The sequence below is a fragment of the Rhodanobacter sp. LX-99 genome (assembly GCF_018599185.1).
Lineage (GTDB): Bacteria > Pseudomonadota > Gammaproteobacteria > Xanthomonadales > Rhodanobacteraceae > Rhodanobacter.
In genome coordinates this window covers 1,908,936-1,934,776 of record NZ_JAHFVL010000001.1, presented here as the reverse complement: position 1 = coordinate 1,934,776, position 25,841 = coordinate 1,908,936, and the positions used below count along the sequence as shown (strand labels likewise).

At 67.7% G+C, this 25,841-nt stretch carries 27 protein-coding genes; 17 read left to right on the top strand and 10 right to left on the bottom strand.

The window, feature by feature from the left end; translation table 11 throughout:
* Window positions 1–222: 222 nt before the first annotated feature.
* On the top strand, window positions 223–432 hold the full coding sequence (locus KK131_RS08920; protein WP_007809889.1) for a cold-shock protein: 210 nt from the start codon (window positions 223–225) through the stop codon (window positions 430–432).
* Window positions 433–535: 103 nt separating this feature from the next.
* On the opposite strand, the gene KK131_RS08915 is transcribed toward KK131_RS08920, so the two are convergent.
* Window positions 536–2,578 carry a M3 family metallopeptidase gene (locus KK131_RS08915; RefSeq protein ID WP_214556298.1) on the bottom strand — a complete coding sequence of 681 codons (2,043 nt, stop codon included), beginning with the start codon at window positions 2,576–2,578 and terminating at the stop codon, window positions 536–538.
* Window positions 2,579–2,672: 94 nt separating this feature from the next.
* Here KK131_RS08915 and KK131_RS08910 point away from each other — a divergent pair, with 94 nt between their 5' ends.
* Together KK131_RS08910 and KK131_RS08905 are read left to right on the top strand one after the other, a co-directional pair.
* Complete coding sequence (locus KK131_RS08910) at window positions 2,673–3,206, top strand: gamma carbonic anhydrase family protein (protein WP_214556297.1); 534 nt, start codon at window positions 2,673–2,675, stop codon at window positions 3,204–3,206.
* Window positions 3,206–3,535, top strand: a complete 330-nt coding sequence (locus tag KK131_RS08905; RefSeq protein ID WP_214556296.1) for a low molecular weight protein tyrosine phosphatase family protein — start codon at window positions 3,206–3,208, stop codon at window positions 3,533–3,535. Before KK131_RS08910 ends, KK131_RS08905 begins: the two co-directional genes overlap by 1 nt.
* 13 nt (window positions 3,536–3,548) lie before the next feature.
* Here KK131_RS08905 and KK131_RS08900 read toward each other — a convergent pair whose 3' ends face one another.
* The 3 genes from KK131_RS08900 to aroE all read right to left on the bottom strand — a co-directional run bounded on the left by KK131_RS08900 (window position 3,549) and on the right by aroE (window position 5,306).
* Entirely contained in the window at window positions 3,549–4,100 is a 552-nt protein-coding gene (locus tag KK131_RS08900; protein ID WP_214556295.1) for an energy transducer TonB, read from the bottom strand.
* A 112-nt stretch (window positions 4,101–4,212) separates the two neighbouring features.
* Window positions 4,213–4,479 (bottom strand): YkgJ family cysteine cluster protein, encoded by a 267-nt coding sequence (locus KK131_RS08895; protein WP_214556294.1) that lies wholly within the window; start codon window positions 4,477–4,479, stop codon window positions 4,213–4,215.
* Window positions 4,476–5,306 carry a shikimate dehydrogenase gene (aroE, locus tag KK131_RS08890; RefSeq protein WP_214556293.1) on the bottom strand — a complete coding sequence of 277 codons (831 nt, stop codon included), beginning with the start codon at window positions 5,304–5,306 and terminating at the stop codon, window positions 4,476–4,478. The genes KK131_RS08895 and aroE overlap by 4 nt, the downstream gene beginning before the upstream one ends.
* A gap of 108 nt (window positions 5,307–5,414) precedes the next feature.
* On the opposite strand from aroE, the gene KK131_RS08885 reads away from it, so the two are divergent.
* Window positions 5,415–5,672 carry a hypothetical protein gene (locus tag KK131_RS08885; protein WP_214556292.1) on the top strand — a complete coding sequence of 86 codons (258 nt, stop codon included), beginning with the start codon at window positions 5,415–5,417 and terminating at the stop codon, window positions 5,670–5,672.
* A gap of 30 nt (window positions 5,673–5,702) precedes the next feature.
* Here KK131_RS08885 and KK131_RS08880 read toward each other — a convergent pair whose 3' ends face one another.
* Window positions 5,703–7,190, bottom strand: coding sequence for a RimK family protein (locus KK131_RS08880; protein ID WP_214556291.1), 1,488 nt, complete (start codon window positions 7,188–7,190; stop codon window positions 5,703–5,705).
* Window positions 7,191–7,446: 256 nt separating this feature from the next.
* Between KK131_RS08880 and KK131_RS08875 the strand changes: the two genes are divergently transcribed.
* Entirely contained in the window at window positions 7,447–7,914 is a 468-nt protein-coding gene (locus KK131_RS08875) for a GNAT family N-acetyltransferase (protein WP_250887441.1), read from the top strand.
* Between the two features lie 12 nt (window positions 7,915–7,926).
* Here KK131_RS08875 and KK131_RS08870 read toward each other — a convergent pair whose 3' ends face one another.
* The gene (locus tag KK131_RS08870; RefSeq protein ID WP_214556697.1) at window positions 7,927–8,616 is read right to left on the bottom strand and encodes a hypothetical protein; all 690 of its coding nucleotides are present in this window, start codon (window positions 8,614–8,616) and stop codon (window positions 7,927–7,929) included.
* A 111-nt stretch (window positions 8,617–8,727) separates the two neighbouring features.
* Between KK131_RS08870 and KK131_RS08865 the strand changes: the two genes are divergently transcribed.
* The 8 genes from KK131_RS08865 to rbsK all read left to right on the top strand — a co-directional run bounded on the left by KK131_RS08865 (window position 8,728) and on the right by rbsK (window position 15,242).
* Window positions 8,728–8,904, top strand: coding sequence for a lipoprotein (locus KK131_RS08865; protein WP_214556289.1), 177 nt, complete (start codon window positions 8,728–8,730; stop codon window positions 8,902–8,904).
* 8 nt (window positions 8,905–8,912) lie between these two features.
* Window positions 8,913–9,761 (top strand): diaminopimelate epimerase, encoded by an 849-nt coding sequence (dapF, locus tag KK131_RS08860; protein ID WP_214556288.1) that lies wholly within the window; start codon window positions 8,913–8,915, stop codon window positions 9,759–9,761.
* A gap of 94 nt (window positions 9,762–9,855) precedes the next feature.
* Window positions 9,856–10,548, top strand: a complete 693-nt coding sequence (locus KK131_RS08855; RefSeq protein ID WP_214556287.1) for a DUF484 family protein — start codon at window positions 9,856–9,858, stop codon at window positions 10,546–10,548.
* Window positions 10,549–10,555: 7 nt separating this feature from the next.
* Window positions 10,556–11,443, top strand: a complete 888-nt coding sequence (xerC, locus tag KK131_RS08850; protein ID WP_214556286.1) for a tyrosine recombinase XerC — start codon at window positions 10,556–10,558, stop codon at window positions 11,441–11,443.
* A gap of 114 nt (window positions 11,444–11,557) precedes the next feature.
* The gene (gene hslV / locus KK131_RS08845; RefSeq protein WP_015449209.1) at window positions 11,558–12,094 is read left to right on the top strand and encodes an ATP-dependent protease subunit HslV; all 537 of its coding nucleotides are present in this window, start codon (window positions 11,558–11,560) and stop codon (window positions 12,092–12,094) included.
* Between the two features lie 118 nt (window positions 12,095–12,212).
* Complete coding sequence (hslU, locus tag KK131_RS08840; RefSeq protein ID WP_214556285.1) at window positions 12,213–13,547, top strand: ATP-dependent protease ATPase subunit HslU; 1,335 nt, start codon at window positions 12,213–12,215, stop codon at window positions 13,545–13,547.
* Between the two features lie 36 nt (window positions 13,548–13,583).
* On the top strand, window positions 13,584–14,204 hold the full coding sequence (locus KK131_RS08835) for a hypothetical protein (protein WP_214556284.1): 621 nt from the start codon (window positions 13,584–13,586) through the stop codon (window positions 14,202–14,204).
* Window positions 14,205–14,345: 141 nt separating this feature from the next.
* Window positions 14,346–15,242 carry a ribokinase gene (gene rbsK, locus KK131_RS08830; RefSeq protein WP_214556283.1) on the top strand — a complete coding sequence of 299 codons (897 nt, stop codon included), beginning with the start codon at window positions 14,346–14,348 and terminating at the stop codon, window positions 15,240–15,242.
* Here the strand turns inward: rbsK and mnmE are convergent, their stop codons facing one another.
* The 4 genes from mnmE to rpmH all read right to left on the bottom strand — a co-directional run bounded on the left by mnmE (window position 15,243) and on the right by rpmH (window position 19,148).
* Window positions 15,243–16,586 (bottom strand): tRNA uridine-5-carboxymethylaminomethyl(34) synthesis GTPase MnmE, encoded by a 1,344-nt coding sequence (gene mnmE / locus KK131_RS08825; RefSeq protein WP_214556282.1) that lies wholly within the window; start codon window positions 16,584–16,586, stop codon window positions 15,243–15,245. It lies immediately after the preceding gene.
* A gap of 189 nt (window positions 16,587–16,775) precedes the next feature.
* Entirely contained in the window at window positions 16,776–18,515 is a 1,740-nt protein-coding gene (gene yidC / locus KK131_RS08820; RefSeq protein WP_214556281.1) for a membrane protein insertase YidC, read from the bottom strand.
* A gap of 64 nt (window positions 18,516–18,579) precedes the next feature.
* Window positions 18,580–18,984, bottom strand: coding sequence for a ribonuclease P protein component (gene rnpA / locus KK131_RS08815; RefSeq protein WP_214556280.1), 405 nt, complete (start codon window positions 18,982–18,984; stop codon window positions 18,580–18,582).
* Window positions 18,985–19,013: 29 nt separating this feature from the next.
* On the bottom strand, window positions 19,014–19,148 hold the full coding sequence (gene rpmH, locus KK131_RS08810; protein ID WP_008211413.1) for a 50S ribosomal protein L34: 135 nt from the start codon (window positions 19,146–19,148) through the stop codon (window positions 19,014–19,016).
* 192 nt (window positions 19,149–19,340) lie between these two features.
* On the opposite strand from rpmH, the gene dnaA reads away from it, so the two are divergent.
* The 4 genes from dnaA (at window position 19,341) to gyrB (ending at window position 25,726) form a co-directional block, all read left to right on the top strand.
* Window positions 19,341–20,675, top strand: a complete 1,335-nt coding sequence (dnaA, locus tag KK131_RS08805; protein ID WP_214556279.1) for a chromosomal replication initiator protein DnaA — start codon at window positions 19,341–19,343, stop codon at window positions 20,673–20,675.
* A gap of 243 nt (window positions 20,676–20,918) precedes the next feature.
* Complete coding sequence (gene dnaN, locus KK131_RS08800; RefSeq protein WP_214556278.1) at window positions 20,919–22,019, top strand: DNA polymerase III subunit beta; 1,101 nt, start codon at window positions 20,919–20,921, stop codon at window positions 22,017–22,019.
* A gap of 96 nt (window positions 22,020–22,115) precedes the next feature.
* Entirely contained in the window at window positions 22,116–23,195 is a 1,080-nt protein-coding gene (gene recF, locus KK131_RS08795; protein WP_214556277.1) for a DNA replication/repair protein RecF, read from the top strand.
* Window positions 23,196–23,290: 95 nt separating this feature from the next.
* Window positions 23,291–25,726, top strand: a complete 2,436-nt coding sequence (gyrB, locus tag KK131_RS08790) for a DNA topoisomerase (ATP-hydrolyzing) subunit B (RefSeq protein WP_214556276.1) — start codon at window positions 23,291–23,293, stop codon at window positions 25,724–25,726.
* Window positions 25,727–25,841 lie beyond the last annotated feature (115 nt).

The window sequence follows — 25,841 nt, the reverse complement described above, 5'->3', positions numbered from 1 at the left end:
CGGAATGGTGCCGGGCCGCGGTTCAGGCCGGGAAACAGGGACTTTTGGCCGATCCGGCAGGCCGGCTCACGGAAGTTTGCGCAAAAAACCCACCGAAACCCGGTATTCCAGTGTATGCTGGTCGAGCAAGAGTCCGAGGTAACTCCGATTTCCTGCTTCTATTGCGGTCAAGTGCGCTTCGCTCCGAGCCGCAAACCATCCATGCTTCAAAGGTAATGTTACATGTCGGATCGTCAGAGCGGTACAGTCAAGTGGTTCAACGACGCCAAAGGTTTTGGCTTCATCACCCCGGAAAGCGGTGACGACCTGTTCGTGCATTTCCGCGCGATCCAGGGCACGGGCTTCAAGTCCCTGCAGGAAGGCCAGCGCGTCACGTTCGTCGTCACCAAGGGCCAGAAGGGCCTGCAGGCTGAGGAAGTCCAGGTTGCCTGAGTCCTTCGGGATTTGAGCGAATCTGAAAAGCCCGCTTCGGCGGGCTTTTTTTCGTCTGCAGCCTGATGGTGCCCAGGCTCGGGCACCGCCTGACCCGCTGCGATCAGGCCAGCCCGTGGCTGCGCAGCAGCGCCTCCGGATCCGGCTTGCGGCCACGGAAGGCGACGAAGCTTTCCAGTGCCGGGCGGCTGGCGCCGACCGCGAGGAACTCGCGGCGGAAGCGCTCGCCGGTGGCGCGATCGATCACACCATGTTCCTCGAACTCGCCGAACGCGTCGGCGCTGAGCAGCTCGGCCCACAGGTAGCTGTAGTAACCGGCCGCGTAACCGCCGGCGAAGATGTGGCTGAAGCCGTGCGGGAAGCGCTGCCACGCCGGCGGATGCATCACGGCGACCTGCTTGCGTACCTGTTCCAGCACCGCCAGCGGGCGGGCGCCCTGCGCCGGGTCGTACTCCAGGTGCAGCAGGAAATCGAACAGGGCGAATTCCAGCTGGCGCACCAGGAACAGGCCGGCGTGGAAATGCCGCGCGGCCAGCATGCGTTCGAACAACCCGTCCGGCAGCCGCTCGCCGGTCTGCCAGTGCCGGGCAAACAGATCCAGCGCTTCGCGATTCCAGCCGAAGTTCTCCATGAACTGACTGGGCAGTTCCACCGCGTCCCACTCGACGCCGTCGATGCCGCCGATCGAGGGCAGCGCGATCTCGGTAAGCAGGTGATGCAGGCCGTGGCCGAATTCGTGGAACAAGGTCAGCACGTCGTCGTGGGTAAGCAGGGCCGGCTTGCCTTCGGTGGGCGGCGCGAAGTTGCAGGTAAGGAAGGCCACCGGCAACTGCCGTTGCCCGCCGTCGTCGAAGCGGGCGCGGCAGACGTCCATCCACGCGCCGCCGCGCTTGCCGTTGCGCGCGTACAGGTCGACATAGGCGCCGGCGAACACGCGGCCGTCGGCGTCGCGCACGTCGTAGTAGCGCACCTGCGGATGCCACACGTCGACGCCGTCGCGCGGGGCGAGGGTGATGCCGTACAGCTGCGTGGTGAGACCGAACAGGCCGTCGATCACCGCCGGCAGCGGGAAGTACGGCTTCAGCTGTTCCTCGTCCAGCGCGTATTCGCGCTGGCGCAGTTTCTCCGACGCATAGGCGACGTCCCACGGCTCGAGGTTGTCGAGCTTCAGCTCGGCATGGGCGAACTCGCGCAGCCCGGCCAGCTCGCGCTGCGCCACCGGCTTCGCGCGCGCGGCCAGGTCGTGCAGGAATTCCATCACTTCGGTCGGCGAGGCGGCCATCTTGGTCGCCAGCGATTCCTCCGCCGCGTTGGCGAAGCCGAGCAGCTGCGCCGCCTCGTGGCGCAGCGCCATGATCCGCTCGATGCGCGCGCTGTTGTCGAACTTGCCCGCGTTCGGACCCTGGTCGGAGGCGCGCGTCTGGTAGGCCCAGTACACCCGCTCGCGCAGGCCGCGATTGTCGGCGTAGGTCAGCACCGCCTGCACGCTGGGTTGCTTCAGGGTGACCAGATAGCCGTCCAGACCCTGGTCCGCAGCGTACTGGCGCAGCACCGCGCGGCCGGAGTCCGGGATGCCGGCGAGGTCGCGTTCGTCGGTGACGTGCTCGTGCCACGCCTCGCTGGCGTCGAGCACCGCATTGGAGAATTCGGTGGAGAGTTTCGACAATTCCACCCCGATCTCGCGGAAGCGCGAACGCGCCGGCTCGTCCAGCGCCACGCCGGACAGCCGGAAGTCGCGCAGCGCATGCTCGACCAGCGCGCGTTCGGGGCGCGGCAGCGTGGGGAAGTCGGGCGCGTCCGCCAGCGCCTGCACCGCGGCGTACAGGTCGCGGTTCTGGCCCAGCTCGATCGCGTGCTCGGTGAGCTTCTCCTCGGCCGGTCCATACGCCGCGCGCAAGGCTTCGCCGTCGGCCACCGAATGCAGGTGCGACACCGGCGCCCAGGCCCGCGCCAAGCGCTGCTCCAGCCGCTCCTGGGTCAGCATCACCGTGGCGAAATCGCGTGGTGCGCCGGGTGCGACCAGCGCGTCGATGCCGGCGCGGTAGTCGGCCAGGATCGTGTCGATCGCCGGTGCAACGTGCTCAGGAAGGATCTGCGAGAACGCCGGCAGGGTGTCGTCGGCCAGCAGCGGGTTGTCGTGACTCATGAACGCTCCTTTTCAGGCCATCAGCGTGGCGATCGCGCAAGGCGAAATCAAGCATGACGATGTGACGGCCCGGCCGCGCCGCTAGAATGCCCGTATGAACCCCCTGCGCAGCTTCAAGGGCATCGCGCCCACCCTCGGCCAGCGCGTCTACGTCGACCCCGCCGCCAGCGTGATCGGCGACGTGGTGCTGGGCGACGACGTCTCGATATGGCCGGGCGCGGTGCTGCGCGGCGACGTCAACCACATCCGCGTCGGCGCGAGAACCAGCATCCAGGACGGCAGCATCGTGCACGTCGCCCACGCCGGCCCGTACGGTCCGGGCTTCCCATGCCTGATCGGCGAGGGCGTCACCATCGGCCACGCCGCCGTGGTGCACGCCTGCACGATCGGCGACTACTGCCTGATCGGCATGCACGCCAGCGTGCTGGACGGCGCGGTGGTGCACAAGTACGGCTTCGTCGGCGCCGGCGCGCTGATCCCGCCGGGCAAGGTGGTCGGCGAGCGCGAACTGTGGCTGGGCAACCCGGCGAAGTTCGTGCGCCTGCTCAGCGACCGCCAGATCGAGCACCTGCACTACTCCGCCGACCACTACGTGCGCCTGAAAGACGAGTATCTGGCATCCGCCTGATGGCACCGCGACGCGTGCTGTTCCTGTGCAGCCGCAACCGCCTGCGCAGTCCCACGGCGGAGCAGGTATTCGGCACCTGGCCGAACCTTGAAGTCGACTCGGCTGGCTTGGCCGACGATGCAGAGACGGCACTGACGGCCGAGCAGCTGGACTGGGCCGAACTGATCGTGGTGATGGAATCCAGCCACCGCCGCCGGTTGCAGGCACGCCACCGCACGCGGCTCAAGGGCAAGCGGGTGGTTTGCCTGGACATCCCCGACGACTACACGTTCATGCAGCCGGAACTGGTTGCGCTGTTGCTGAAGAAAGTCGAGCCGCTGCTGCGCTGACCCTGGCGTGGGATCACATCGCCGCGCCGCGCGCGGCGTTCGCCTGGCGGATGCGTTCGGCTTCGGCCTCGTGCTGCCGCATCACGATGTTGCGCGCGGCGGAAAGCTTGCCGCCGAGCAGGGCCAGCGTGAAGTTGTCGCGGTCGAATTCGCGCAGCAGGTCGATCTCGCGCCGCGCCTCCTCCAGCTCCCTGCGGTTGATGGTGCGCTCGATCTCGTCCGCGGCGCGCGGGAAGGATTCGCGCAGGGCCTCGCTGGCCGTCCTGTTGTCCGGATCCAGCTGCAGCACGCTCAAGTAGAACTCGAACGCGTTGCTGCCGGCCGGCGCAACCAGGCGACCCTCGCGCATCGCATCGCGAGCCAGCCCGAGCAGGATGCCGCTGCCGCTTTGCGCATCATCGGCCGGCGCATCCGCCCATCCTGCGGACGACGCTGCGACGTCGTTCGGCGCGGTGTTCGCGGCCGCCCGGCTGTACCGGAAAATGCCGCCGGCCGCGGCCAGCAGCGACAGGCAGAGCAGGGCGAGCGCGTATCGGTGCGATACGGCGGAAAGGAAACGGGGCATGACACCTGCTGCGCAAACGACGGCCGCGCGCTGGAGTCTCCGTCATCGACGTACTCCCGGCGGATTCCGCCACGTTAGCGGGGCGGTGTTTCAGTCGTGTGGCGGCACGGCTTCAACGCGTCGCCGTGGCCGCTTCCAGCCGCCCCAGCCAGGCCAGCGCATGCGCGCGGTCCGCGCCGCACATCGCCGGTTCGGCGCGCAGGCTGGCGCACACGGCGGGCCGCTCGGGGCGGCCGAAGATCGCGCAACGGTTGTCGTCGGTGAGCTGCACGCAGCGGGTGCCGGCCGGCTTGCCATCGGGCATGCCGGGGATCGGCGAGCTGATCGACGGGGCGATGCAGCAGGCCCCGCAGCCGGCGCGGCAAGCGAGTGCGTTCATGCGGATTGCCGGCGCAACGCCTGATATACCGGCTCGGTGTCCGGCCGCTGGCCATGCCACAGCTCGAACGCATCGGCAGCGGTTTCCACCAGCATGCCGAGGCCGTCGAACGCGTAGCGCGCGCCCGCGGTTTTCGCCCAACTCAGGAAGCTGCTGGCGGCGGCGCCGTAGGACAGGTCGTAGCACAGCGCGCGCGCACCGACCAGCGAGAGAGGCAGCTGCAGCGACGCACCGAGCACGCCGGCCGAGGTGGCGTTGATGATCATGTCGTAGCTGCCGATGTCGGCCAGGTCGGACCAGTAGCGGGTATGCGCGCGCGCCGGTTCGCCGATCGCGTCGGCCAGCGCATCGGCGGTCTCGGCGGTGCGGCTGACGATGGTCAGCGTCTCCACCCCGGCATCCAGCAGGTTCCAGGCCACGCCATGCGCGGCGCCGCCGGCGCCCAGCAGCAGGGCGGTGTGGCCGCGCAGGTCCACGTTGTGGCGCTCGGTGAGGTCGCGCACCAGGCCGTCGCCATCGGTGTTGTGCGCGGCCAGCCGGCCGTCGGCCAGCGCGGTCAGTACGTTGGCGCTGCCGGCGCGGGTAGCCGCCGTGCTGCGCTGCTCGGCCAGCGCAAACGCCGCGGCCTTGTGCGGCAGGGTGACGTTCGCGCCGCGGCCGCCGTCGGCGAAGAAGCGCTGCACGGCCGCGGCAAACCCCGCCGGTTCCGCGTCGATCGCGCGGTACTCCAGCTCGATGCCGAACTGCCGCGCAAACGCCTGGTGGATCCGCGGCGACAGCGAATGGCTGATCGGATGGCCGAACACGGCGAACTGGGCGGCTGGCATGGGGATTCCCTGATGGTTGGCTGGCTTCATTCTACAAGCCGCCATCACGTCGCAATCGGTGAGATGAGAGCACGGCAATCTGCGGTCACTTCCCCGAGGAGACCGCCCATGCGCACGCCAGCCTTGTCTTCCCCACACCATCGACGCCTGCTCGGCGCCGCCGCGCTGTGGCTGCTTGGCGGCGGCGCGTTGCTGCTGAGCACGCTGGTGCCGGCGCATACCGACCTGCTCGGCTGGACGCCGGCGTTCTGGCTGGCCGGGGCGCCGCTGGTCGTGCTGCTGGCGCTGGAACCTTCGCTGCCGCGGCGGTTGCTGGCGCTGTGTCGGCCGCGCCGGCGCATGGTTCGCGGCGTGGCCTGGCATTGACCCTGGCGCGCAGGGGGCGGCGCCAGCCAGTCAGTGGGTGGTGCCGCCCTGGCGCTTGCGCTCCATCCGGCGCAGGAACTCCTGCATGATGCGCAGGTACAACTCGTCGCCCAGGTGGGCGTCCTCGACGCCGGCGTCGATCGACGGGTTGTCGTTGACCTCGATCACCACCGGCTTGCTGCCGACCCGTTTCAGGTCGACCCCGTACAGGCCGTCGCCGATCGGTTGGGTCGCCTTCAGCGCCAGCTTGACCACTTCGGCCGGCGCATCCTTCACCGCGATGGTCTCGAAGCCGCCGGATTTCGCGGTACCCTTGGCGCCGTGGTTGTAGATCTGCCAGTGGCCGCGCGACATGTAGTACTTGCATGCATACAGCGGCTCGCGGTTGAGCACGCCGATGCGCCAGTCGAATTCGGTATAGACGTATTCCTGCGCCAGCAGCAGCGCGCTGTGCTGGAACAGCCCGCTGGCCGCCTGCGCCAGCGCCTCTTCGTCTTCCACCTTGACCACGCCGCGCGAGAACGAGCCGTCCGGGATCTTCAGCACCAGCGGGAAGCCGAGCTTGGCGACGACTTCCTTCATGCCCTTGCTGTCGTCGCGGTAGAGGATCTCGGTGCGCGGCACCGCCAGCTTGCGCGAGACCATCAGGTCGTTGAGGTAGATCTTGTTGGTGCAGCGCAGGATCGAGCTGGGGTCGTCGATCACCACCATGCCCTCCTTCTCCGCGCGGTGGGCGAAGCGGTAGGTGTGGTTGTCGCTGGCGGTGGTCTCGCGGATGAACAGGCCGTCGTACTCGGCCAGGCGCTGGTAGTCGTTCTTGCCGATCGGGTCGACCTCGATGCCGAGCTCCTTGCCCGCGGCGACGAAGGATTTCAGCGCCTTCTTGTTCGACGGCGGCATCTGCTCCTTCGGATCGACCAGCATCGCCACGTCGTAGCGGAACTGGCGCCGCGCGCGCGGCTTGCGCCACAGCTTGCGCGAGAAGCGGTCGAGCTCCTCGGCGAACGCGTCTTCCTGCGCGTCGTCCAGCGTGTGCAGGCCGACCGGCTTGATCGAGCTGACCTGCCACACGCGGTCGCGCTCGAACTCGATCCGCAGCAGCGGGCAGGGAAAGGTCTCGAATACCTGCCGCGCCAGATCCTGCAACGCCGGATAGGCGGTCTCGCCGAAGTAGACCAGGATGCCGAAGTCGGTGGTGTCGCGGCCGCCGGCCGGCAGGAAGTGGGTCAGCTTCTGGTTGAGGTCGTCGATGTCCACGCCGTACAACGAGCGCCGGCGCAGGTCGTTCACCGTGCGCACCGACGGCATCACCTTGTGCCCGCGCGCCTCGGCCAGCAGCGACACGTAGTAGCCGGCGCCGAGGTACTTGTAGCTGCGGCACAGGTTGATCACATGGGTGCGTTCGTCGTCGCCACCGACCGGCTTGCGCAGGTAGTCCATCGCGCTCATCACGTCCACGGATGGATAGTACGAACTCCAGTCGGAGGCTTTTTCGACAACGATGACCAGACGGGTCATGGCACCACTCGGGCGATACGGCGATGGCGGGACTGCTCCTGCGCAGGGCGCGGCAGGATGTGCAAAACGCGCAGTTTGGCACAGCGCCAGCGTGGCACAAGGGAAAGCGCTGAAGCGCGAATGAACGGGACACGCCACGCCCCGCCGCGGATGGAAAACACATCATCCGCCCGCAGGCTGCTAGAGTCCGCGCGTGCCGACTACCCTGCCCCTGCCGCACGACCACGCCCGCCGTGTCGTACCGGAATCCGCCGACATGCCGCCCGCTCCCGCCCACCTGCGCGTGCGCCGCGCCGCCTCGTCCGACCTGGACGACCTGGTGGCGCTGGAACAGCGCAGCTTCAGCAGCGACCGGCTGAGCCGCGCGCAATACCGCCGCCACCTGGACAGCGACTCCGCCCTGGTGCTGGTGGCCAGCGCCAACCATCACCTTTTCCTCGGCAGCGCCGTGCTGTTCTTCCGCAAGCGCAGCGTCGTCGCACGCCTGTACTCGCTGGCGACCCGACCCGAGGCACGCGGCCAGGGCGTCGGCGCAGCCCTGCTGGAAACGGCCGCGGTGACCGCCCGTCGCCGCGGCAGTCGCGCGCTGCGGCTGGAAGTGCGCACCGACAACGCCGCCGCGATCGGTTTATACGAGCGGCACGGCTTCCGCCGCATCGGCCGCTACGCGCGGTATTACGGGGACGGAACCGACGCGTGGCGCTACGAGAAGACGCTGGGGTGAATATCGCCCGCCTCAACCGCCGAGCGGTTGCCCGATCCTTCGCTCGGTCGCCTCGTCTGGCCGCGCCACCAGCGCGCCGGTGCGCATCAGGCTGACGCTGTAGTGGCCCTGGTCGACCAGCGGCAGGAAGGCGCCGCTGCCGTAGACGGTGTCGATTTCCGGCACCCAGCGCGGGTACTGCTTTTTCAGGTTGAGCAGGTCGAACGCGCCCGCTTCGCCGAAGCCGATCACCGTGCGCGGCGCCTCGGCCTCCTGCGCCGGATCGTCGTAGCGGCCGGACAGACGGTCTAGCCGGTACAGCGGCGGCACGCCGGCCAGCAGGGCGGGCAGCTTCCACTTCAGCACGATCGCCTCGACGCGCCAGGCGTCGCCGGCCAGCTGCACCTGGCGCGTGCTGCCGTCGGGCCAGGTGAGGGTGAGTGCCCAGCGCTGCGGCGACAGGATGCGTGCGTCGATCTCGACCACTGGCGCCTCCTCGCCAAGCAGCCGATAGCCGCGCAGCGCGTAGCCGGTGCCGGCCAGCAGCAGGGTCAGCGCGAAACAGGCCAGGCACAGCAGCGCACGCCAGCAGGCGGCGAGCCGGCGGCCGCCGTGCAGGCGCTGGCGCAGGGCCACCAGCTGCACCAGGGTAGCCAGGCCGAACACCACCGCCAGCACCAGCAGCACAGTCATCGGCATGCGCAGCAGCGCGCTCCAGTCCATCGTCGTCACCTCATCGCCTCGTCGTGCGATCCGTCCGCGCATCATAACGGCGATGCCGCAGCCGGTTCAGCGCGGCTCGCTATACTGCAGCCGTCTCCAGGAACTCCGATCATGCGCCGATCCCTCTTGCTGCTGCCGCTCTGCCTCGCCCTCGCCACGCTTGCCGGCTGCGGCAACAAGGGCCCGCTGGTGCTGCCGAGCCAACCCGCCGCGGCATCGACCACGGTGAAACCGGCGGCACCCGCACTGCCGGCGACCGTCGACAATCCGGCTGCCGACCAGTACTGATTACGCCCATGCAGCTGCACTTCTCGAAAATGCACGGCATCGGCAACGACTTCGTCGTGCTGGATTGCCGGCAGCGCGCGTTCCCGCTGGACGCCGCGCAGATCCGCGCGCTGGCCGACCGCCACACCGGCGTGGGCTTCGACCAGCTGCTCAGCATCGAGCCGGCGCGCAACCCCGCCTGCGCGTTCTACTACGGCATCTGGAACGCCGACGGTTCCTCGTCCGGCCAGTGCGGCAACGGCGTGCGCTGCGTGGCGGCGTGGCTGCACCGCGCCGGCGCGCTGGCGCTGGGCGACAGCGTGATGATCGAGAGCCCGTCCGGCCCGGTAACGGTGCGCCTGCTCGGCGCCGACGAAGTCACCGTGGACATGGGCGAGCCGGTATTCGAGCCCGCGCGGATCCCGTTCGCGGCCGACGCCGCGGCCGATCGCCACGAAATCGTCGTGGCCGACGAACGGCTGGACATCGGCGCGGTGTCGATGGGCAACCCGCATGCGGTGGTTGCCGTGAATGACCTCGCCGACCCCGCGCTGCAGCGGCTCGGCCCGCTGCTGACGAACCATCCACGCTTCGCGCAGGGCGCCAACGCCGGCTTCGTGCAGCGGCTCGATCGCGGCCAGCTGCGCCTGCGCGTGCACGAACGCGGCGCCGGCTGGACGCTGGCCTGCGGCACCGGCGCCTGCGCCGCGATGGCGGTGCTGCACCAGCGCGGCGACGTCGACGACTCGGTAGCCGTCGAGCTGCCCGGCGGCACGCTGCGCATCGACTGGACCGGCCCCGGCCACACGCTGTGGATGACCGGCCCGGCCGCGTTCGCGTTCGAAGGCGAATGGCCGGTTCCGGCCGCCGGCGCCTGACGCGACGGTTGAAGCGCGCCCGCGTCCATCGCACACTCCAGCCGGACGGTGCGCATCCTTCGCGCCCCGCGCAACGGCCCGAGGACATTCACGCATGACCGCCACCCTGCTCGACGACGCCACCCAGGCCCGCGTGGTCGCCGCCTACCTGAAGCGCCATCCGGAATTCCTCAGCGAATATCCCGAGCTGGCCGCCCGGCTGACCATGCCGCCGCGCGAGCAGGGCGGCGCGGTGTCGTCACTGGCGGTGTACCAGCTGCAGAGCCTGCGCGACAAGAACGCGGAACTCGAACGCCAGCTGGCCGAACTGATCGCGATCGCCGCCGAGAACGAGAAGCTGATGGAGCGCGTGCACGCGCTCACCGTGGCGCTGCTGCGCGCGAACACGATGGAGGTGACCGCGCGCACGGTGATCGCCAAGCTCAGCGCGGATTTCCACACCGAGCAGGTGCGCCTGCTGCTGTTCGGCGACGAGCCGCAGCTGCCGCGCGCGGACTGGCTGCAGCAGATCCCCGGCGGCGCCGCCGCGCTGCCGGAGTTCACCGAGTTCCTGCGCAAGGGCGAGCCGGTCTCCGGCCGCCTGTCGGCCGAGAAGCTCGAGCGCCTGTTCGGCACCGACGCCGGGCAGATCCGCTCGGTCGCGATGATGCGGCTGGGCGACTGCGGCATCCTGGCGATCGGCAGCACCAACCCGGACCGCTTCCAGCCCGGCATGGGCACGCTGTTCCTGAAGATGATCGCCGCCACCATCACCGCCGCGCTGGCCCGCTCGCGGGATATTTCCTGAGCCGGCGATGACCCCCGAACAACAGGTCGAGCAATGGCTCGCCCGCCTCGCCGACGAGCGCCACGCCTCGCCGCACACGGTCGCCGGCTATCGCCGCGACCTGGCCAAGTTGCTGCGTTTCATGCAGGAACAGCGGTTGGCCTCGTTCGAGGCGCTGGACGCGAACCGGATGCGCACGTTCGTGGCCGGCGAGCATCGCAGCGGACTGGCACCGAAGAGCCTGCAGCGCCTGCTGTCGTCCTGCCGCAGCCTGTTCCGCCAGCTCAACCGCGAGGGCCGGCTGGCCAGTGATCCGCTGCTCGGCGTGCGCGGCCCCAAGGTGCGCCGCAAGCTGCCGCAGGTGCTCGACGTCGACGAGGCCGCCGCGCTGGTGGAGACCGACAGCGGCGGCAAGCTGGCGCTGCGCGACCGCGCGATGCTGGAGCTGTTCTACTCCAGCGGCCTGCGCCTGTCCGAGCTGTGCGGCCTGCGCTGGCTCGACCTCGACCTCGACGAGGGCGAAGTGCGCGTGCTCGGCAAGGGCAGCAAGACCCGCATCGTGCCGGTCGGCCGCCACGCCGTCGCCGCGCTGCGCGCGCTTGGCGCGGAAGAAGGCATGTCGGCGGACAGCCCGATCTTCCGCGGCCGCGGCGGTGCGCCGATCAACCCGCGCACGGTGCAGCTGCGCATGAAGGCGCTGGCGCTGCAGCAGGGCATCCCGAAGCACATCCATCCGCACCTGCTGCGGCATACCTTCGCCAGCCACATGCTGGAATCCTCCGGCGACCTGCGCGCCGTGCAGGAACTGCTCGGCCACGCCGACATCGCCACCACCCAGATCTACACCCACCTGGATTTCCAGCACCTGGCCAGGGTCTACGACGCCGCGCATCCGCGGGCGAAGCGCAAGCCATAGACGGCTGTACCCGCTCCCCTGCCTGCAGGGAAGGAACCGGGTTTGCCCCCGACATTGAAGCGATACCCACACGACCCCATCTCATCCGCTCAGACATCTTCTTGCGGAGCCCCCATGGAATCCTTCCACGCCACCACCATCGTCTGCGTGCGCCGCGAAGGCCGCGTCGTGATCGGCAGCGACGGCCAGGTCACGCTGGGCAACACGGTGATGAAGGGCAATGCGCGCAAGGTGCGCCGGCTCGGCAAGGCGGGCGACGTGGTCGCCGGATTCGCCGGCGCCACCGCCGACGCGTTCACCCTGTTCGAACTGTTCGAGCAGAAGCTCGAGAAGCACAACAGCAATCTCACCCGCGCCGCGGTGGAGATGGCCAAGGAATGGCGCACCGACCGCCGCTTCGGCCGGCTCGAGGCGATGCTGGCGGTGGCCGACAAGGAGGCCTCGCTGCTGATCTCCGGCAACGGCGACGTGGTGGAACCCGAGCATGGCCTGATCGCGATCGGCTCCGGTGGCCCGTTCGCCCAGTCCGCGGCCATGGCCCTGCTCGAAAACACCGAACTGGATGCGCGCACCATCGTCGAGAAGGCGCTGAAGATCGCCGGCGACATCTGCATCTACACCAATCACAACGTGTCGATCGAAGAGCTGTAGGCCGCCTCGGCCTATCGTCATCCCGGCGAAAGCCGGGATCCAGCGCCTGTAGCGCCACCACGCTGGATTCCGGCTTCCGCCGGAATGACGGCTAAAGACCTATCTCTCTGGTGAACCCATGTCCGAACTCACTCCCCGCGAAATCGTCAACGAACTCGACCGCTACATCATCGGCCAGCACGACGCCAAGCGTGCAGTGGCGGTGGCGCTGCGCAGCCGCTGGCGGCGCATGCAGCTGCCGGCGGAGATGCGCAATGAGATCACCCCGAAGAACATCCTGATGATCGGCCCCACCGGCGTGGGCAAGACCGAGATCGCGCGCCGCCTGGCCACGCTGGCGAACGCGCCGTTCGTGAAGGTCGAGGCGACCAAGTTCACCGAGGTGGGCTATGTCGGCAAGGACGTGGAGTCGATCATCCGCGACCTCGCCGACGTGGCCTACAAGCTGACCCGCGAGCATGCGATCAAGCGCGTGCGCACGCAGGCCGAGGACCGTGCCGAGGACCGCATCCTCGACGCACTGCTGCCGCGCCGGCAGACGCCGACCGACTGGACCCACGATCCCGCGCCGGCCATCGACAGCGACACCCGCCAGAAGCTGCGCAAGCAGCTGCGCGAGGGCGCGCTGGACGAGCGCGAGATCGAGCTGGATTTCGCCATGAACCTGGGCGTGGAGATCATGTCGCCGCCGGGCATGGAGGAGATGGGCGCGCAGCTGCGCCAGATGTTCCAGAACCTTGGCGGAGCCAAGACGCAGAGCCGCAAGCTGGCGATCAAGCTGGCGCGGCCGCTGCTGATCGACGAAGAAGCCGGCAAGCTGCTCAACGACGAGGAGATCCGCGCCGAGGCGATGGAGTCGGCCGAGCAGAACGGCATCGTCTTCATCGACGAGATCGACAAGGTGGCGCAGCGTTCCGACTACGGCCACTCCGGGGTCAGCCGCGAAGGCGTGCAGCGCGACCTGCTGCCGCTGGTGGAAGGCTCCACCGTGTCGACCAAGTACGGCCCGATCAAGACCGACCACATGCTGTTCATCGCCTCCGGCGCGTTCTCGCTGGCCAAGCCGTCCGACCTGATTCCCGAGCTGCAGGGCCGCCTGCCGATCCGGGTCGAGCTGTCCGCGCTGAGCGTGGACGACTTCAAGCGCATCCTGCGCGAACCGCACAACGCGCTGACCAAGCAGTACGTGGCCCTGCTGGGCACCGAAGGCGTCGGCATCGAGTTCACCGACTCCGGCGTGGACCGGCTGGCCGAGGTGGCGTTCCAGGTGAACGAGCGCACCGAGAACATCGGCGCGCGCCGGCTGCACACCGTGATGGAGCGCCTGCTGGAAAAGATTTCCTTCGAGGCCGCGGACAAGTCCGGCGAAAAGTACCTGATCGACGCCGAACAGGTAGATAAAAACCTCGGAAGCCTGGCCCAGAACGAGGATCTCAGCCGCTACATCCTCTGAACAAGCCGGTCACCCCCATCTGCTAAAATAGGCGCCGTGAGCAACATTATCGAACTGAAAAACACCGGCCAGCGCGCCCAGTTGCGCGAGGCGCAGCAGAAGCAGACGCTGGTGCGGTTGTGGCGCGAGGAGCTTGAACACGGCAGCTTCTGCGGCTACGTGGGTGGCGTGGGACGCGAATTCTTCCTGCTCTGGGTGGTCGGCGACGGCGTCACCTACGACGGCATGTACGTGATGCGCCACCGCGACGTCACCGAGCTGGAGGCGCCGGACAAGCACCATGCCTTCTTCGAGAAGGCGCTGGCGCTGAAGCACATCCTGCCGCGCATGCCGCGCGGCTTCCCGCTGGACAGCATCCGCGAGGTCGTCCAGGCCGCCGGTGCGCAGGCGGCGGTGATCGGCGTGCACGTGGACAGCGAGGACGAGTCCGAGGTCTGCTACATCGGCCGCCTGATCGACGTCGAGGAAGACGGCTTCAACATGCAGGAGCTGAGCCCCGACGCGGAGTGGATGCGCGAGCCCTCGTTCTTCGCCTGGGACGAAGTCTCCACCGTCAGCCTCGAAGACAGCTACGCACAGTCCCTGCTCGCCGTGGCCGGCCCCGCGCCGTCCCTGCTGCCCGGCGATACCGGCTTCGGCCGCGCGCCTTCCCCCTGAGTGAGGCCGGGCGACCGAGGGAATCCTTCCGCAGGCTGCCTTCCGGTGCCTGACGCACGCCGACGGTTTCAGCGCCATCGCGTCAACGGTTAAGCTCTCGCGTTCATCGTGAAGCCAGCGCGCTGTGGCAGGGGACAACAGATGACACGCATCGTCGTCGTCGGCAGCATCAACATGGACCTGGTTACCCAGGCGCCGCGCTTCGTCGGCCCCGGCGAGACCATCCTGGGCGAACGTTTCCTCACCGTGCCAGGCGGCAAGGGTGCCAACCAGGCCGTGGCGGCGGCGCGGCTCGGCGCCGAAGTGGCGCTGGTCGGCGCCATCGGTGACGACGCGTTCGGGCGGCAACTGCGCGAGGGCCTGGCCGCCGAAAAGGTCGACCTCAGCCATGTCGCGCAACTCGACGACAGCGCCAGCGGCACCGCCTCGATCACCGTCGCCGGCGGCGAGAACCAGATCATCGTGGTCCCCGCCGCCAACGCACGCGTCGCTCCGGCGCAGGTCGAAGGTGCGCAGTCGCTGATCGCCCGCGCCGACGCCGTGCTGGTGCAGATGGAGATTCCGCTGGAAACCGTCGAAGCCACCTTGCGCCTGGGCCACCGCCTCGGCGTGCCGGTGATCCTCAACCCCGCCCCCGCGCAGAAGCTGCCGACCGACTGGCTGCAACTCGCCCGCTACGTCACCCCGAACCAGCACGAACTGGCGATCCTGCTCGGCGCTGATCCGGACGAAGACTTCCGCAGCTTGATGCAGCGCGCGCCTTGTCCGGTCGTGCTCACCCGCGGCGGCGAAGGCGCCTGGTACCGCGAGCAGGGCGAACCGCTCCACCAGAGCGGCTTCAACGTCGAGGTGGTCGACAGCACCGGCGCCGGCGACACCTTCAACGCCGCACTGGCCGTGTTCCTGCACGAAGGCCTCGCCGCCGCCGTCCGCAAGGCCTGCGCCGCCGCCGCGCTGTCGGTCACCAGGCTCGGTGCGCAGGGCGGCATGCCTGACCTGCATGACTTGGATGCTTTTCTCGCACAGCAGTCCGGCTGATTACTTGCCAATACAGAACGAGCTGAAGATCGCGCCGAGCAGATCGTCGCTGGAGTAGCTGCCGGTGATTTCGCCCAGCGCGTGCTGGGCCTGGCGCAGTTCCTCGGCGGCGAGTTCGCCGGCACGACTCGTGGCGAGGATGGCGGCGGTGCGATCAAGATGTGCGCCGACCTGCTGCAGCGCCAGCACGTGACGACGACGCGCGCTGAAGGCGCCTTCGCCGCTGCCGGCACCGGCCAGCCGCTTGAGGTGCTCGCGCAGGGCGTCGAGGCCAGCGCCGGTTTTCGCCGAGGCCCATAGCCAGTGCATGCCTTCGCACTGGTTGTGGCGGGCGGGAGCCTGGTCGAGGTCGATCTTGTTGATCAGCACCACGCGTTCGACGCCGGCGGGCAGGGCGTCGAAGAAGGCCAGGTCGGCGGGGTAGTCGGCGGCGGTGGTGACCAGCAGGGCGACGTCGGCGCGCTGCAGTTCGCCGTGGGCGCGGCGCACGCCTTCGCGTTCGACTTCGTCCTCCGTTTCGCGCAGGCCGGCGGTGTCGGCCAGTTCCAGCGCGATGCCGTCGAGGCTGAGCGCTTCGCGCAGCACGTCGCGGGTGGTGCCGGGAATCGGCGTGACGATGGCGCGCTCGCTGCCGGCCAGCGCGTTGAGCAGGCTGGACTTGCCGGCGTTGGGACGACCGATGATGGCCACGCGCAGGCCATCGTTGAGGCGCAGGCCGCGTTGCGCTTCGCGCAGGAGTTCGGCCAGTTCGGCGCGCAGGCTTTCGAGTTGGGCAGCGATCGCCGGGTCGGCGAGGAAGTCGATTTCCTCTTCCGGAAAATCGATCGCCGCCTCGATGTGCACGCGCAGCGCGATCAGCGCCTGCAGCAGCGCCTCGACCCTGCGCGAGAACACGCCTTCCATCGACTGCAGCGCGGCGCGCGCGCCGGCCTGCGAGCGTGCGGCGATCAGGTCGGCGACGGCTTCGGCCTGGGCCAGGTCGAGTTTGCCGTTCAAGAACGCGCGTTCGGTGAATTCGCCGGGCCGCGCCAGTCGCGCGCCGAGTTCGCAGCAGCGGCGCAGCAGCAGGTCGAGCAATACCGCGCTGCCGTGGCCCTGCAGTTCAAGTACGTGTTCGCCGGTGTACGAAGCGGGTGCGGGGAAATGCAGCAGCAGGCCGCGATCGATCAGCGCACCAGCGTCGTCGCGGAAGGCGGCGAAGTGCGCGTAGCGGGGTTGCGGCATGCGGCCGAGCAAGGCTTGCGCGATCGCCGGCACCATCGGCCCGGATACGCGCAGCACGCCCACACCCGCTGCGCCAGGGGCGCTGGCGATGGCGGCGATGGTATCGGTGTCCCGGTTCATGGCATCAGCGTAAACGAAGACGGCCGCGGCGGTTGCCCGGCGCGGCCGCTTCAATTGAAAGTGCAGCCAGGGATGGCTGCCCATTTGACTTTCGCGATCAGGATGATCGCAAAGGTTTCCCTTGAAGTGCGGCCAGGGATGGCCGCCCGTTTGATTCTCGCGATCAGGGCCGATCGCAGGAATCACGCATCAGGCAGCCTTGGGCTTGACCACGTCCTCGCGATCCACATGATGGGTGATCCACCACTGCTGGCCGAGGCCGACGATGCCGTTGACGGCGTAGTACAGGCACAGGCCAGCGGGAAAGAACGCGAACATCACCGTGAACAGCAGCGGCATGACCTTCATCATCTTCGCCTGGGTCGGGTCCATGCCCGCGGCGACCGGATTCAGCCACTGCGTGCCCAGCATCACCAGCGCGTAGATGATCGGCAGGATGTAGAACGGATCGGGCGCGCTGAGGTCGGGGATCCACAGGAACGGCGCGTGGCGCAGCTCCAGGCTGTACTCGAGCACGAAGAACAGGCCGTAGAAGACGGGCAGGGTGATCAGCACCGGCAGGCAGCCGCCCATCGGGTTGACCTTCTCCTTCTTGTACAGCTCCATCATCGCCATCTGCATCTTCTGCTTGTCGTCGCCATAGCGCTCCTTGAGCGCCTGGACACGCGGCTGCAGCTTGCGCATGCGGGCGCTGGAGCGGTACTGGATGGCGGTGAGCTTCCAGCTCAGGCCCTTGATCAGCAACACCAGCAGGATGATCGCCACGCCCCAGTTCTTGGTGATCGCGTGGAATTGCGACAGCACCCAGTGCATCGGCACGGCGATGACCTTGAACATGCCGTAGTCGATGGTGAGATCCAGCCCCGGCGCGATCGCGTCCATCGAGCCCTGCTTGTTCGGGCCCACATACAGGCGCGACTGGCTGGTGAGGCTCTGCCCCGGCGCCACGCTCAGGGCGGGGCCGACCGTGCGGATCAGGTAGCGCGGGTGCGCGCTGTCCGGGTTGATCGTCTGGGTGACGTACTGCTCGGTCTGGTCGGCCGGCGGAATCCACGCGGTGACGAAATATAGCTTCAGCATCGCCGCCCAGCCGCCCTTGATCGGGGCGTTGAGCTGGTCCTTCGGTTCGGCGAATTCCTTGAACGGCAGCTTCTCGAATTTCTCGCCGGTGTACCAGGCGGCGCCCTGGAAGCTGCGCGTCTCGGGATTGGTGTAGTTCGCCAGCCAGTTGCCGGCTTTCGGCGGCTCGACCCGCAGCAGTTGCTGGTAGGCGTTGCCCTGCCACGGCGCGGCGCTGCCGTTGTCGATGCGCTGGCTCACGCCGATGACGTAGCTGCCGCGCTTGAAGGTGTAGGTCTTGGTGACCTTGAGGCCGGCGGCATCCTGCCAGGTGAGGTCGACCTTCAGCTCGTCCTGGCCGGCGGCGAGCGCGTAGGCGGTCTTTTCGCTGTGGAACAGCGCCAGATGGTTCGGCTGGTCGGCCGGCGCGGTGTCGCTGCTGCTAACCAGGCCGTTCTGGGCCACCGAGTAGCGCTCGGGGTCGCTGGTCAACAGCACGGTCGGCGGCGGGTTCGGCGCCTTGTGCGTGCGCGGCGCCTGCGGGTAGGCCAGCAGGTCGGCGTGCACCAGGCTGCCGCCGCGGGTGTCCACGCTCAGCTTGAGTACGTCGGTCTCGATGGTGATCAGTTGCGCCGCGGCCGGTGCGGCTGGAGCCGCGTCGCCGGCGATCGTCGGCGCAGCCGCGGAGCCTGGCGCGGAGGCGGCCGGGATTGCGCCCGGTACGCCGGCATCCGCCGCCGGCGTGGCAGCGCTCGCTGCGCTGGCTGCCGTGGTCGGCGGCGGTGGCGCGTAATCCTTCTCCCAGGCCAGGAACAGGAAATAGGCCACGGCCAGCAGGGCGAACATGAGGAAGGTGCGCGTTTGATTCATCGCGTAGCAGATCCGGGTAACGCCACGACACTTGTCAACGCCGCGGAGACAGGAAGGAAAAAGGTCAACGCTCGATTGTGGTGGTGTCGCCGGCGGGCTTCAATGGCCCGGACGTCGCGGCATGGCTGGCCAGCAGCTTTTTCCACAAGCCGTCGAGTTCGGCCAGCAGCTGCGGCCCGGGTACGCCGGCGGCCTGTTCGCGCGCCATCACCATCATGTCGACCGCCGGCAGCTGGTGGCGCACGCGCCGGAACGACTCGCGCAGCAACCGCTTGATCCGGTTGCGCTCGACCGCACGCTTGGAGACGCGCTTGGAAATCGCCAGGCCGAGCCGGGCATGACCGAGGTCGTTGTCGCGATAGCGCATATGAAAACAGCGGCCGCCTGCGCGTCCGCTGCTTGTCCGCAAGGCGGCGAAGTCACCCGGCCGCCGTAACCGCGCATCGCGCGGCAACCCGGCGCTGGACATGACGCTTGTCCCCCATACGTGATCGGTACTTACGGGATCAGGCGCTTGCGGCCCTTGGCGCGACGGGCGTTGAGAATCTTGCGGCCGTCGGCGGTGGCCATACGGGCACGGAAACCGTGCGTGCGAGCGCGCTTGAGCTTGCTGGGCTGGAAGGTCCGCTTCATGGCTTACTCCGAAGGGAATGTGGATAAAAAGGTTGGAAAGTATGTGGGGTATCCGCCGCCGCTGTCAAATGACGGTGGACGGCGCCTTGTGGATACCCGTGTGGATATGTGGCGGCCGAGGGGGCGGAGGAGGCTGCTAGACTAGCCCATCACCCCGCGCGCAAGCGCTTTGAGCTGTGGTCGATTTTATTCATGAGTGATCTGTGGCGGCGCTGCCTTGAGCGCCTCGAAGGCGATTTGAGCGCCGAAGACCTGCATACCTGGCTGATGCCGCTGCAGGCGCGCGACGATGCCAACGGCCTGCAGCTGTTCGCGCCGAATTCCTACACCCTGGACACCGTACGCGGGCGTTACCTGGAACAGATCGAGGCGGTACTGCTGCAGCTCGGCGGCAGGCCCTGCCCGGTGCGGCTGGAGGTCGGCTCCAGCGCGGTCCGGCCGGTGCCGTCCGCCAAAGCGACGGCGGCGCCCCGGGTGGCCGCCACCACGGCCCCGGCGCCCGCGTTCACCCACAACCTGGACCCGCACTACACCTTCGAGACCTTCGTCGAGGGCAAGTCGAACCAGCTCGGCAAGGCCGCCGCGATGCAGGTGGCGACGAACCCGGGTCGCGCCTACAACCCGCTGCTGCTGTACGGCGGCACCGGCCTGGGCAAGACCCACCTGATGCACGCCGCCGGCAACCTGATGCGCGAGCGCAACCCGGCGTGCAAGGTGCTGTACCTGCGTTCGGAGCAGTTCGTCGGTTCGATGATCGAGGCCTTGCGCGCCAAGAGCATGGACCAGTTCAAGCAGCGCTTCCGCTCGGTCGACGCGCTGCTCATCGACGACATCCAGTTCTTCGCCGGCAAGGACACCACGCAGGAAGAATTCTTCCATACGTTCAATGCGTTGTTCGAATCCAAGCAGCAGATCATCCTGACCTGCGACCGTTACCCGAAGGAAGTGGACAAGCTCGAGCCGCGGCTGAAATCGCGCCTGGGCTGGGGTCTTTCAGTGGCGATCGAGCCGCCGGACTTCGAAACGCGCGCGGCGATCCTGCTGGCGAAGGCGCACGAGAAGGGCGTGGCGGTCGACGAGAACGTGGCGATGCTGCTGGCCAAGCGGATCCGCTCCAACGTGCGCGACCTCGAGGGCGCGCTGAACACGCTGGCGGCACGGGCGAATTTCTACGGCAAGCCGATCACCACCGACTTCGCCGAGGAGACCCTACGCGACCTGCTGGCTACGCATGCGCAGGCGATCACCATCCCGAACATCCAGAAGATCACGGCCGAGTACTTCAACGTGCGGCTGCAGGACCTGCTGTCCAAGCGGCGTGTGCGTTCACTGGCGCGTCCGCGGCAGATCGCGATGACCTTGTCCAAGGAACTGACCGAGCACAGCCTGCCGGAGATCGGCGAGGCCTTTGGCGGGCGCGACCACACCACGGTCATGCACGCCTGCAAGACGATCCGGAAATTCATCGAGACCGACACGCGCATGCGCCAGGATTGGGAGCAATTGATTCGTACGCTGACCGGTTGAGCGGCAACGCGCAAAGATTATGGATAAGCGGGGGCCCAAGCTGTGGATAATGGGTGGATGGATTCGCCCCTGAAGTTATCCACAAACCGTCCACCGCCAGGCAGCCAGTTCAAGCACAGCCATAAAATCTCTCAAAATATTGATTTTGAAGAAAAAATCAGGGTATAAAAGTTACCCACCGGCTCAACAACAACCACTAACTTCTTTTAAAGACAGAACAGCAGGTATAGGGGAAGCACAGCCATGCAATTCAGCATCCAACGAGAAGCTCTGCTCAAACCGCTGCAGCAGGTGGTTGGTGTGGTTGAACGCCGCCAGACGCTGCCCGTGCTGGCCAACCTGCTGGTCAAGGTCGGCAACGGCAGGCTGTCACTGACTGGCACCGACCTCGAAGTGGAAATGGTCGCCACCACCGAGGCGGAAAAACTGGTCGACGGCGAAGTCACCATTCCCGCCCGCAAGCTGTTCGACATCGTGCGGGCCCTGCCCGACGGCGCGCGGATCGACCTCAAGCTCAACGGCGACCGCGTGGCGCTGAACGCCGGGCGCAGCCGCTTCACGCTGACGACCCTGCCGGCCAGCGAATTTCCCACCGTCGACGAGATCGAACTGGTGGAAAAGGTAAGCCTGCCGGAAGAGGCGCTGCGCGACCTGATGGAACGCACCGCGTTCGCGATGGCGAACCAGGACGTGCGCTACTACCTCAACGGCATGCTGCTGGACCTGCAGGAGCACACGCTGCGCTGCGTGGCCACCGACGGTCACCGCCTGGCGATGAAGGAGACCGAACTGCAGAGCTCGGTCAGCACGCGCCGGCAGATCATCATCCCGCGCAAGGGCGTCAACGAGCTGATCGGCCTGCTGGAAACCGGCGACGGGCAGGTCGAGCTGGAATTCGGTCGCAACCATCTGCGCGTGCACCGTGGCGACGTGGTGTTCACCTCCAAGCTGATCGACGGCCGTTTCCCGGACTACGAGGCGGTGATCCCGCTGGGTGCCGACAAGACCGCCACGCTGGACCGCGAAGTGCTGCGTGGCGCCCTGCAGCGCGCGGCGATCCTGTCGAACGAGAAATACCGCGGCGTGCGGCTGGAACTGTCGCCGGGCAAGCTGCGCATCGTGGCGCATAACCCGGAGCAGGAGGAGGCGGTCGAGGAAGTCGAGGCCGATACCCACGTGTCCGACCTGGCGGTTGGTTTCAACGTGGGTTACCTGCTCGATGCGCTGGCCGCGCTACGCGGTGACCAGGCCCGGCTTAGCCTGCGCGATGCCCAGTCCAGCTGCCTGGTGCAGGAACACGACAACGAGCACGCCCGCCACGTGATCATGCCGTTGCGGCTCTGACGGCCAGCGCATGGTCTTCGCCATGTGCGGCAAGAACAGGCGACGCCGGGGTTCCCACCAGGGATCCCGGCGTTCCTGTTTGTGGGCGCATCGCACATGAGGCTGGAACAGCTGCGCATGCGCGGACTGCGCTGCCTTACCGATGTCGGTATCGCGCTGGATCCGGCGATCAACGTTTTCGTGGGTGCCAACGGGGCCGGCAAGACCAGCGTGCTGGAAGCGGTGTTCCTGCTGTCTCATGCCCGCTCGTTCCGCAGCGGCGCGAAAGAGGCGCTGTTGCAGCGGGGTTCCTCCCAGCTGTCGATCTTTGCCGAACTGCGCCACACCGACCAGCGCGTCTGCCGACTTGGTCTGGGCCGGGACGGCGTGCGCTGGGAAGCGAGAGTCGACGGCGAGAACGTGGCGATCGGGCAGCTGGTGCGCGAATGCGCGGTGGTCTGCTTCGAGCCCGGTTCGCACGCGTTGATCGCCGGAGCGGCCGAAGAGCGACGCCGCTACCTGGACTGGGGTGTGTTCCACGTGGAACACGAATTCCTGCAGGCCTGGCGCCGCTATCAGCGCGCGCTGAAGCAGCGCAACAGCTTGCTGCGCAGCGCATCGCCCTCGACCGACGAGCTGTTTGCGCCGTGGGAAGCGGAGCTGGCGCAGTCCGCCCACCAGATCGACCTGCAGCGTCGCGCCTATCTGGACCTGCTTCGCCCGAAACTGCTGAGCAGCATCGCCGGCTTGCTGCCGGAGCTGGGCGCGCTCGACCTGCGCTACCGTCGCGGCTGGTCGGACGAGCTGGATCTGGCGCAACAGCTGCGCGAGCACCGGGGCAGGGATCTGGCCCGCGGGCATACCACGCTGGGTGCGCATCGCGCCGACTGGTCGGTCGGGTTCGAACATGCCCCGTTGCGCGAGCATCTTTCGCGCGGTCAGGAAAAGCTCACCGCGCTGGCCTGCATGCTGGCCCAGGCCGAGCTGTATGCCGAGCATCGCGGCGAATGGCCCATCGTGTGCCTGGATGATCTCGCCTCGGAACTAGACCAAGCCCATCAGGCCGCCGTGGTGGCCCAGCTGACCGCGGCCCATGCCCAGGTCCTGCTGACCGGCACCGAACTGCCGGCCGCGCTGCAGGCTCTTCCCGCGCGCGTGTTCCACGTGGAACAAGGCGAGCTGGCGCGCCTGCTATAATTGAAAGGTTGCATCTCCCAAGGATTGCATAACCCTGTCCGGCCTTTCACGGCGCCGTGTCGGGCGGGTCGCTGGCGCCAGGAAACGGTCAACGCATGAACGAATCCATGAACGAATCGCACTACGACTCAAGCAACATCAAGGTCCTGAAAGGCCTGGAGGCGGTGCGCAAGCGCCCGGGCATGTACATCGGCGATACCGATGACGGCACCGGCCTGCACCACATGGTGTTCGAGGTCGTCGACAACGCGATCGACGAGGCGCTGGCCGGTTATTGCGACAAGGTAGTGGTCACCATCCATGAGGATGGCTCGGCCAGCGTCGGCGACAACGGCCGCGGCATCCCGGTCGACATGCACCCGGAAGAGGGCCGTTCCACCGCCGAGGTGGTGATGACGGTGCTGCATGCGGGCGGCAAGTTCGACGCAAATTCGTACAAGGTGTCCGGCGGTCTGCACGGCGTGGGCGTATCGGTGGTCAACGCCTTGAGCGACCACCTGTGGCTGACGATCCATCGCGACGGATTCGAGCATCTGCAGGAATACGCGCTGGGCGAACCGCTGTTCCCGTTGAAGGTGGTCGGCCCGTCGAACAAGCGCGGTACGCTGGTACGCTTCCTGCCCAGCCCCGCGACGTTCACCAGCAACATCGACTTCCACTACGAGATCCTGGCCAAGCGCCTGCGCGAGCTGGCCTTCCTCAATTCCGGCGTCACCATCGAGCTGAAGGACGAGCGCGGCGAAGGGCGCCAGGACACGTTTGCCTATGAGGGCGGCATACGCTCGTTCGTGCAGCACCTGGCCCAGCTGAAGACCGCGTTGCACCCGAACGTGATCAGCCTGACCGCGGAGCAGGACGGCATCGTGGTGGAGGTGGCGATGCAGTGGACAGACTCCTACCAGGAGACGATGTTCTGCTTCACCAACAACATCCCGCAGCGCGACGGCGGTACCCACCTCACCGGCTTCCGCGCCGCGCTGACCCGTTCGCTGCAGAACTACATCGAGAAGTCCGGCCTGGCCAAGAACGCCAAGGTGGGAGCCTTGTCCGGCGACGACATGCGCGAAGGCATGATCGCGGTGCTGTCGGTGAAGGTGCCTGACCCGAAATTCTCCTCGCAGACCAAGGACAAGCTGGTCTCGTCCGAGGTCAAGACCGTGGTCGAACAGGTCGTCAACGAGAAGCTCGGCGAGTTCCTGCTGGAGCACCCGAACGAGGCCAAGGCGATCGCCTCCAAGGTGGTCGACGCCGCCCGCGCTCGTGAAGCCGCGCGCAAGGCGCGCGAGATGACCCGGCGCAAGGGCGCGCTGGACATCGCCGGCCTGCCCGGCAAGCTGGCCGACTGCCAGGAAAAGGACCCGGCGCTGTGCGAACTGTTCCTGGTCGAGGGCGATTCCGCCGGCGGCTCGGCCAAGCAGGGTCGCAACCGCAAGACCCAGGCCGTGCTGCCGCTGAAGGGCAAGATCCTCAACGTCGAGAAGGCGCGATTCGACCGCATGCTGGCCTCGGCCGAGGTCGGCACGCTGATCACCGCGCTCGGCACCGGCATCGGCAAGGACGAGTACAACCCGGACAAGCTGCGCTACCACCGCATCATCCTGATGACCGATGCGGACGTCGACGGCTCGCATATCCGCACCCTGCTGCTGACCTTCTTCTACCGGCAGATGCCCGAGCTGATCGAGCGCGGCCACATCTACATCGGCCTGCCGCCGCTGTACAAGGTGAAGCAGGGCAAGCAGGAGCTGTACATCAAGGACGACACCGCGCTGAACGACTACCTGATCTCCAGCGCGGTCGACAACGCCGCGCTGACCTACAACCCGGACGCGCCGCCGATCACCGGCGAGGCGCTGGAAAAGCTGCTGCGCGGCTACCAGCACGCGCTGGACCAGATCGCCAAGCTGGCCCACCGTTTCGATGCCGCCGTATTGAACGCCTTGCTCGAACATTCGCCTATGGCGCCAGCACTGTGGTCCGATCCGGTCGCGATGCAGGCCTGGCTGGACGGCGCCACGCAGCGCCTGGCCGCCAGCGGCCTGGGCAAGCCGCACTACCGCATGTCGCTGCGCCCGGCCTACGACGAGCAGCCGGCCGCGATCGAGGTGGTGAAGGAACAGCATGGGCTCAGCCACACCTGGTTGCTGCCGCAGCCGTTCTTCGGCAGCAACGAGTTCCGCCCGCTGCTGGCGATCAGCCAGCAGATCGCCGGCATGATCCAGCCCGACGCGGTGGTGCGCCGGGGCAATGCCTCGCGCGGCGTGCTCAGCTTCCTGGAGGCGCGCAACTGGCTGCTGGACGAGGCCAAGAAGGGCCGCAGCATCCAGCGCTTCAAGGGCCTGGGCGAAATGAATCCGGAGCAGTTATGGGACACCACGGTGAACCCGGAGACCCGGCGCATGCTGCAGGTCGGCATCGAGGATGCGATCGCGGCCGACCAGATGTTCTCGATGCTGATGGGCGAGGCGGTCGAACCGCGCCGCGACTTCATCGAGGCGAACGCGCTGAAGGTCGCCAACCTGGATATCTGACCGTCCCCGCCGGCACCATCGCATCCAACGATGGCGCCGGCGCTGCGCTTTAGGCACACCCGCCATCAGGCGGGCGAGTTCACCGGAGCAGGGGCGAGCGCACGGGAGAGCGGCC

Bases quoted from the DNA above. Each gene is read 5' to 3' on its own strand.
- KK131_RS08880 (WP_214556291.1), bottom strand. From the start codon at position 7,190: ATGACCCGTCTGGTCATCGTTGTCGAAAAAGCCTCCGACTGGAGTTCG.
- KK131_RS08865 (WP_214556289.1), top strand. From the start codon at position 8,728: ATGCGCCGATCCCTCTTGCTGCTGCCGCTCTGCCTCGCCCTCGCCACG.
- rbsK (WP_214556283.1), top strand. From the start codon at position 14,346: ATGACACGCATCGTCGTCGTCGGCAGCATCAACATGGACCTGGTTACC.
- KK131_RS08895 (WP_214556294.1), bottom strand. From the start codon at position 4,479: ATGAACGCACTCGCTTGCCGCGCCGGCTGCGGGGCCTGCTGCATCGCC.
- mnmE (WP_214556282.1), bottom strand. From the start codon at position 16,586: ATGAACCGGGACACCGATACCATCGCCGCCATCGCCAGCGCCCCTGGC.
- KK131_RS08885 (WP_214556292.1), top strand. From the start codon at position 5,415: ATGCGCACGCCAGCCTTGTCTTCCCCACACCATCGACGCCTGCTCGGC.
- yidC (WP_214556281.1), bottom strand. From the start codon at position 18,515: ATGAATCAAACGCGCACCTTCCTCATGTTCGCCCTGCTGGCCGTGGCC.
- dnaA (WP_214556279.1), top strand. From the start codon at position 19,341: ATGAGTGATCTGTGGCGGCGCTGCCTTGAGCGCCTCGAAGGCGATTTG.
- KK131_RS08870 (WP_214556697.1), bottom strand. From the start codon at position 8,616: ATGGACTGGAGCGCGCTGCTGCGCATGCCGATGACTGTGCTGCTGGTG.
- dnaN (WP_214556278.1), top strand. From the start codon at position 20,919: ATGCAATTCAGCATCCAACGAGAAGCTCTGCTCAAACCGCTGCAGCAG.
- dapF (WP_214556288.1), top strand. From the start codon at position 8,913: ATGCAGCTGCACTTCTCGAAAATGCACGGCATCGGCAACGACTTCGTC.
- recF (WP_214556277.1), top strand. From the start codon at position 22,116: ATGAGGCTGGAACAGCTGCGCATGCGCGGACTGCGCTGCCTTACCGAT.
- KK131_RS08910 (WP_214556297.1), top strand. From the start codon at position 2,673: ATGAACCCCCTGCGCAGCTTCAAGGGCATCGCGCCCACCCTCGGCCAG.
- KK131_RS08875 (WP_250887441.1), top strand. From the start codon at position 7,447: ATGCCGCCCGCTCCCGCCCACCTGCGCGTGCGCCGCGCCGCCTCGTCC.
- rnpA (WP_214556280.1), bottom strand. From the start codon at position 18,984: ATGTCCAGCGCCGGGTTGCCGCGCGATGCGCGGTTACGGCGGCCGGGT.
- KK131_RS08920 (WP_007809889.1), top strand. From the start codon at position 223: ATGTCGGATCGTCAGAGCGGTACAGTCAAGTGGTTCAACGACGCCAAA.
- KK131_RS08905 (WP_214556296.1), top strand. From the start codon at position 3,206: ATGGCACCGCGACGCGTGCTGTTCCTGTGCAGCCGCAACCGCCTGCGC.
- KK131_RS08900 (WP_214556295.1), bottom strand. From the start codon at position 4,100: ATGCCCCGTTTCCTTTCCGCCGTATCGCACCGATACGCGCTCGCCCTG.
- hslV (WP_015449209.1), top strand. From the start codon at position 11,558: ATGGAATCCTTCCACGCCACCACCATCGTCTGCGTGCGCCGCGAAGGC.
- gyrB (WP_214556276.1), top strand. From the start codon at position 23,291: ATGAACGAATCCATGAACGAATCGCACTACGACTCAAGCAACATCAAG.
- rpmH (WP_008211413.1), bottom strand. From the start codon at position 19,148: ATGAAGCGGACCTTCCAGCCCAGCAAGCTCAAGCGCGCTCGCACGCAC.
- hslU (WP_214556285.1), top strand. From the start codon at position 12,213: ATGTCCGAACTCACTCCCCGCGAAATCGTCAACGAACTCGACCGCTAC.
- KK131_RS08915 (WP_214556298.1), bottom strand. From the start codon at position 2,578: ATGAGTCACGACAACCCGCTGCTGGCCGACGACACCCTGCCGGCGTTC.
- aroE (WP_214556293.1), bottom strand. From the start codon at position 5,306: ATGCCAGCCGCCCAGTTCGCCGTGTTCGGCCATCCGATCAGCCATTCG.
- xerC (WP_214556286.1), top strand. From the start codon at position 10,556: ATGACCCCCGAACAACAGGTCGAGCAATGGCTCGCCCGCCTCGCCGAC.
- KK131_RS08855 (WP_214556287.1), top strand. From the start codon at position 9,856: ATGACCGCCACCCTGCTCGACGACGCCACCCAGGCCCGCGTGGTCGCC.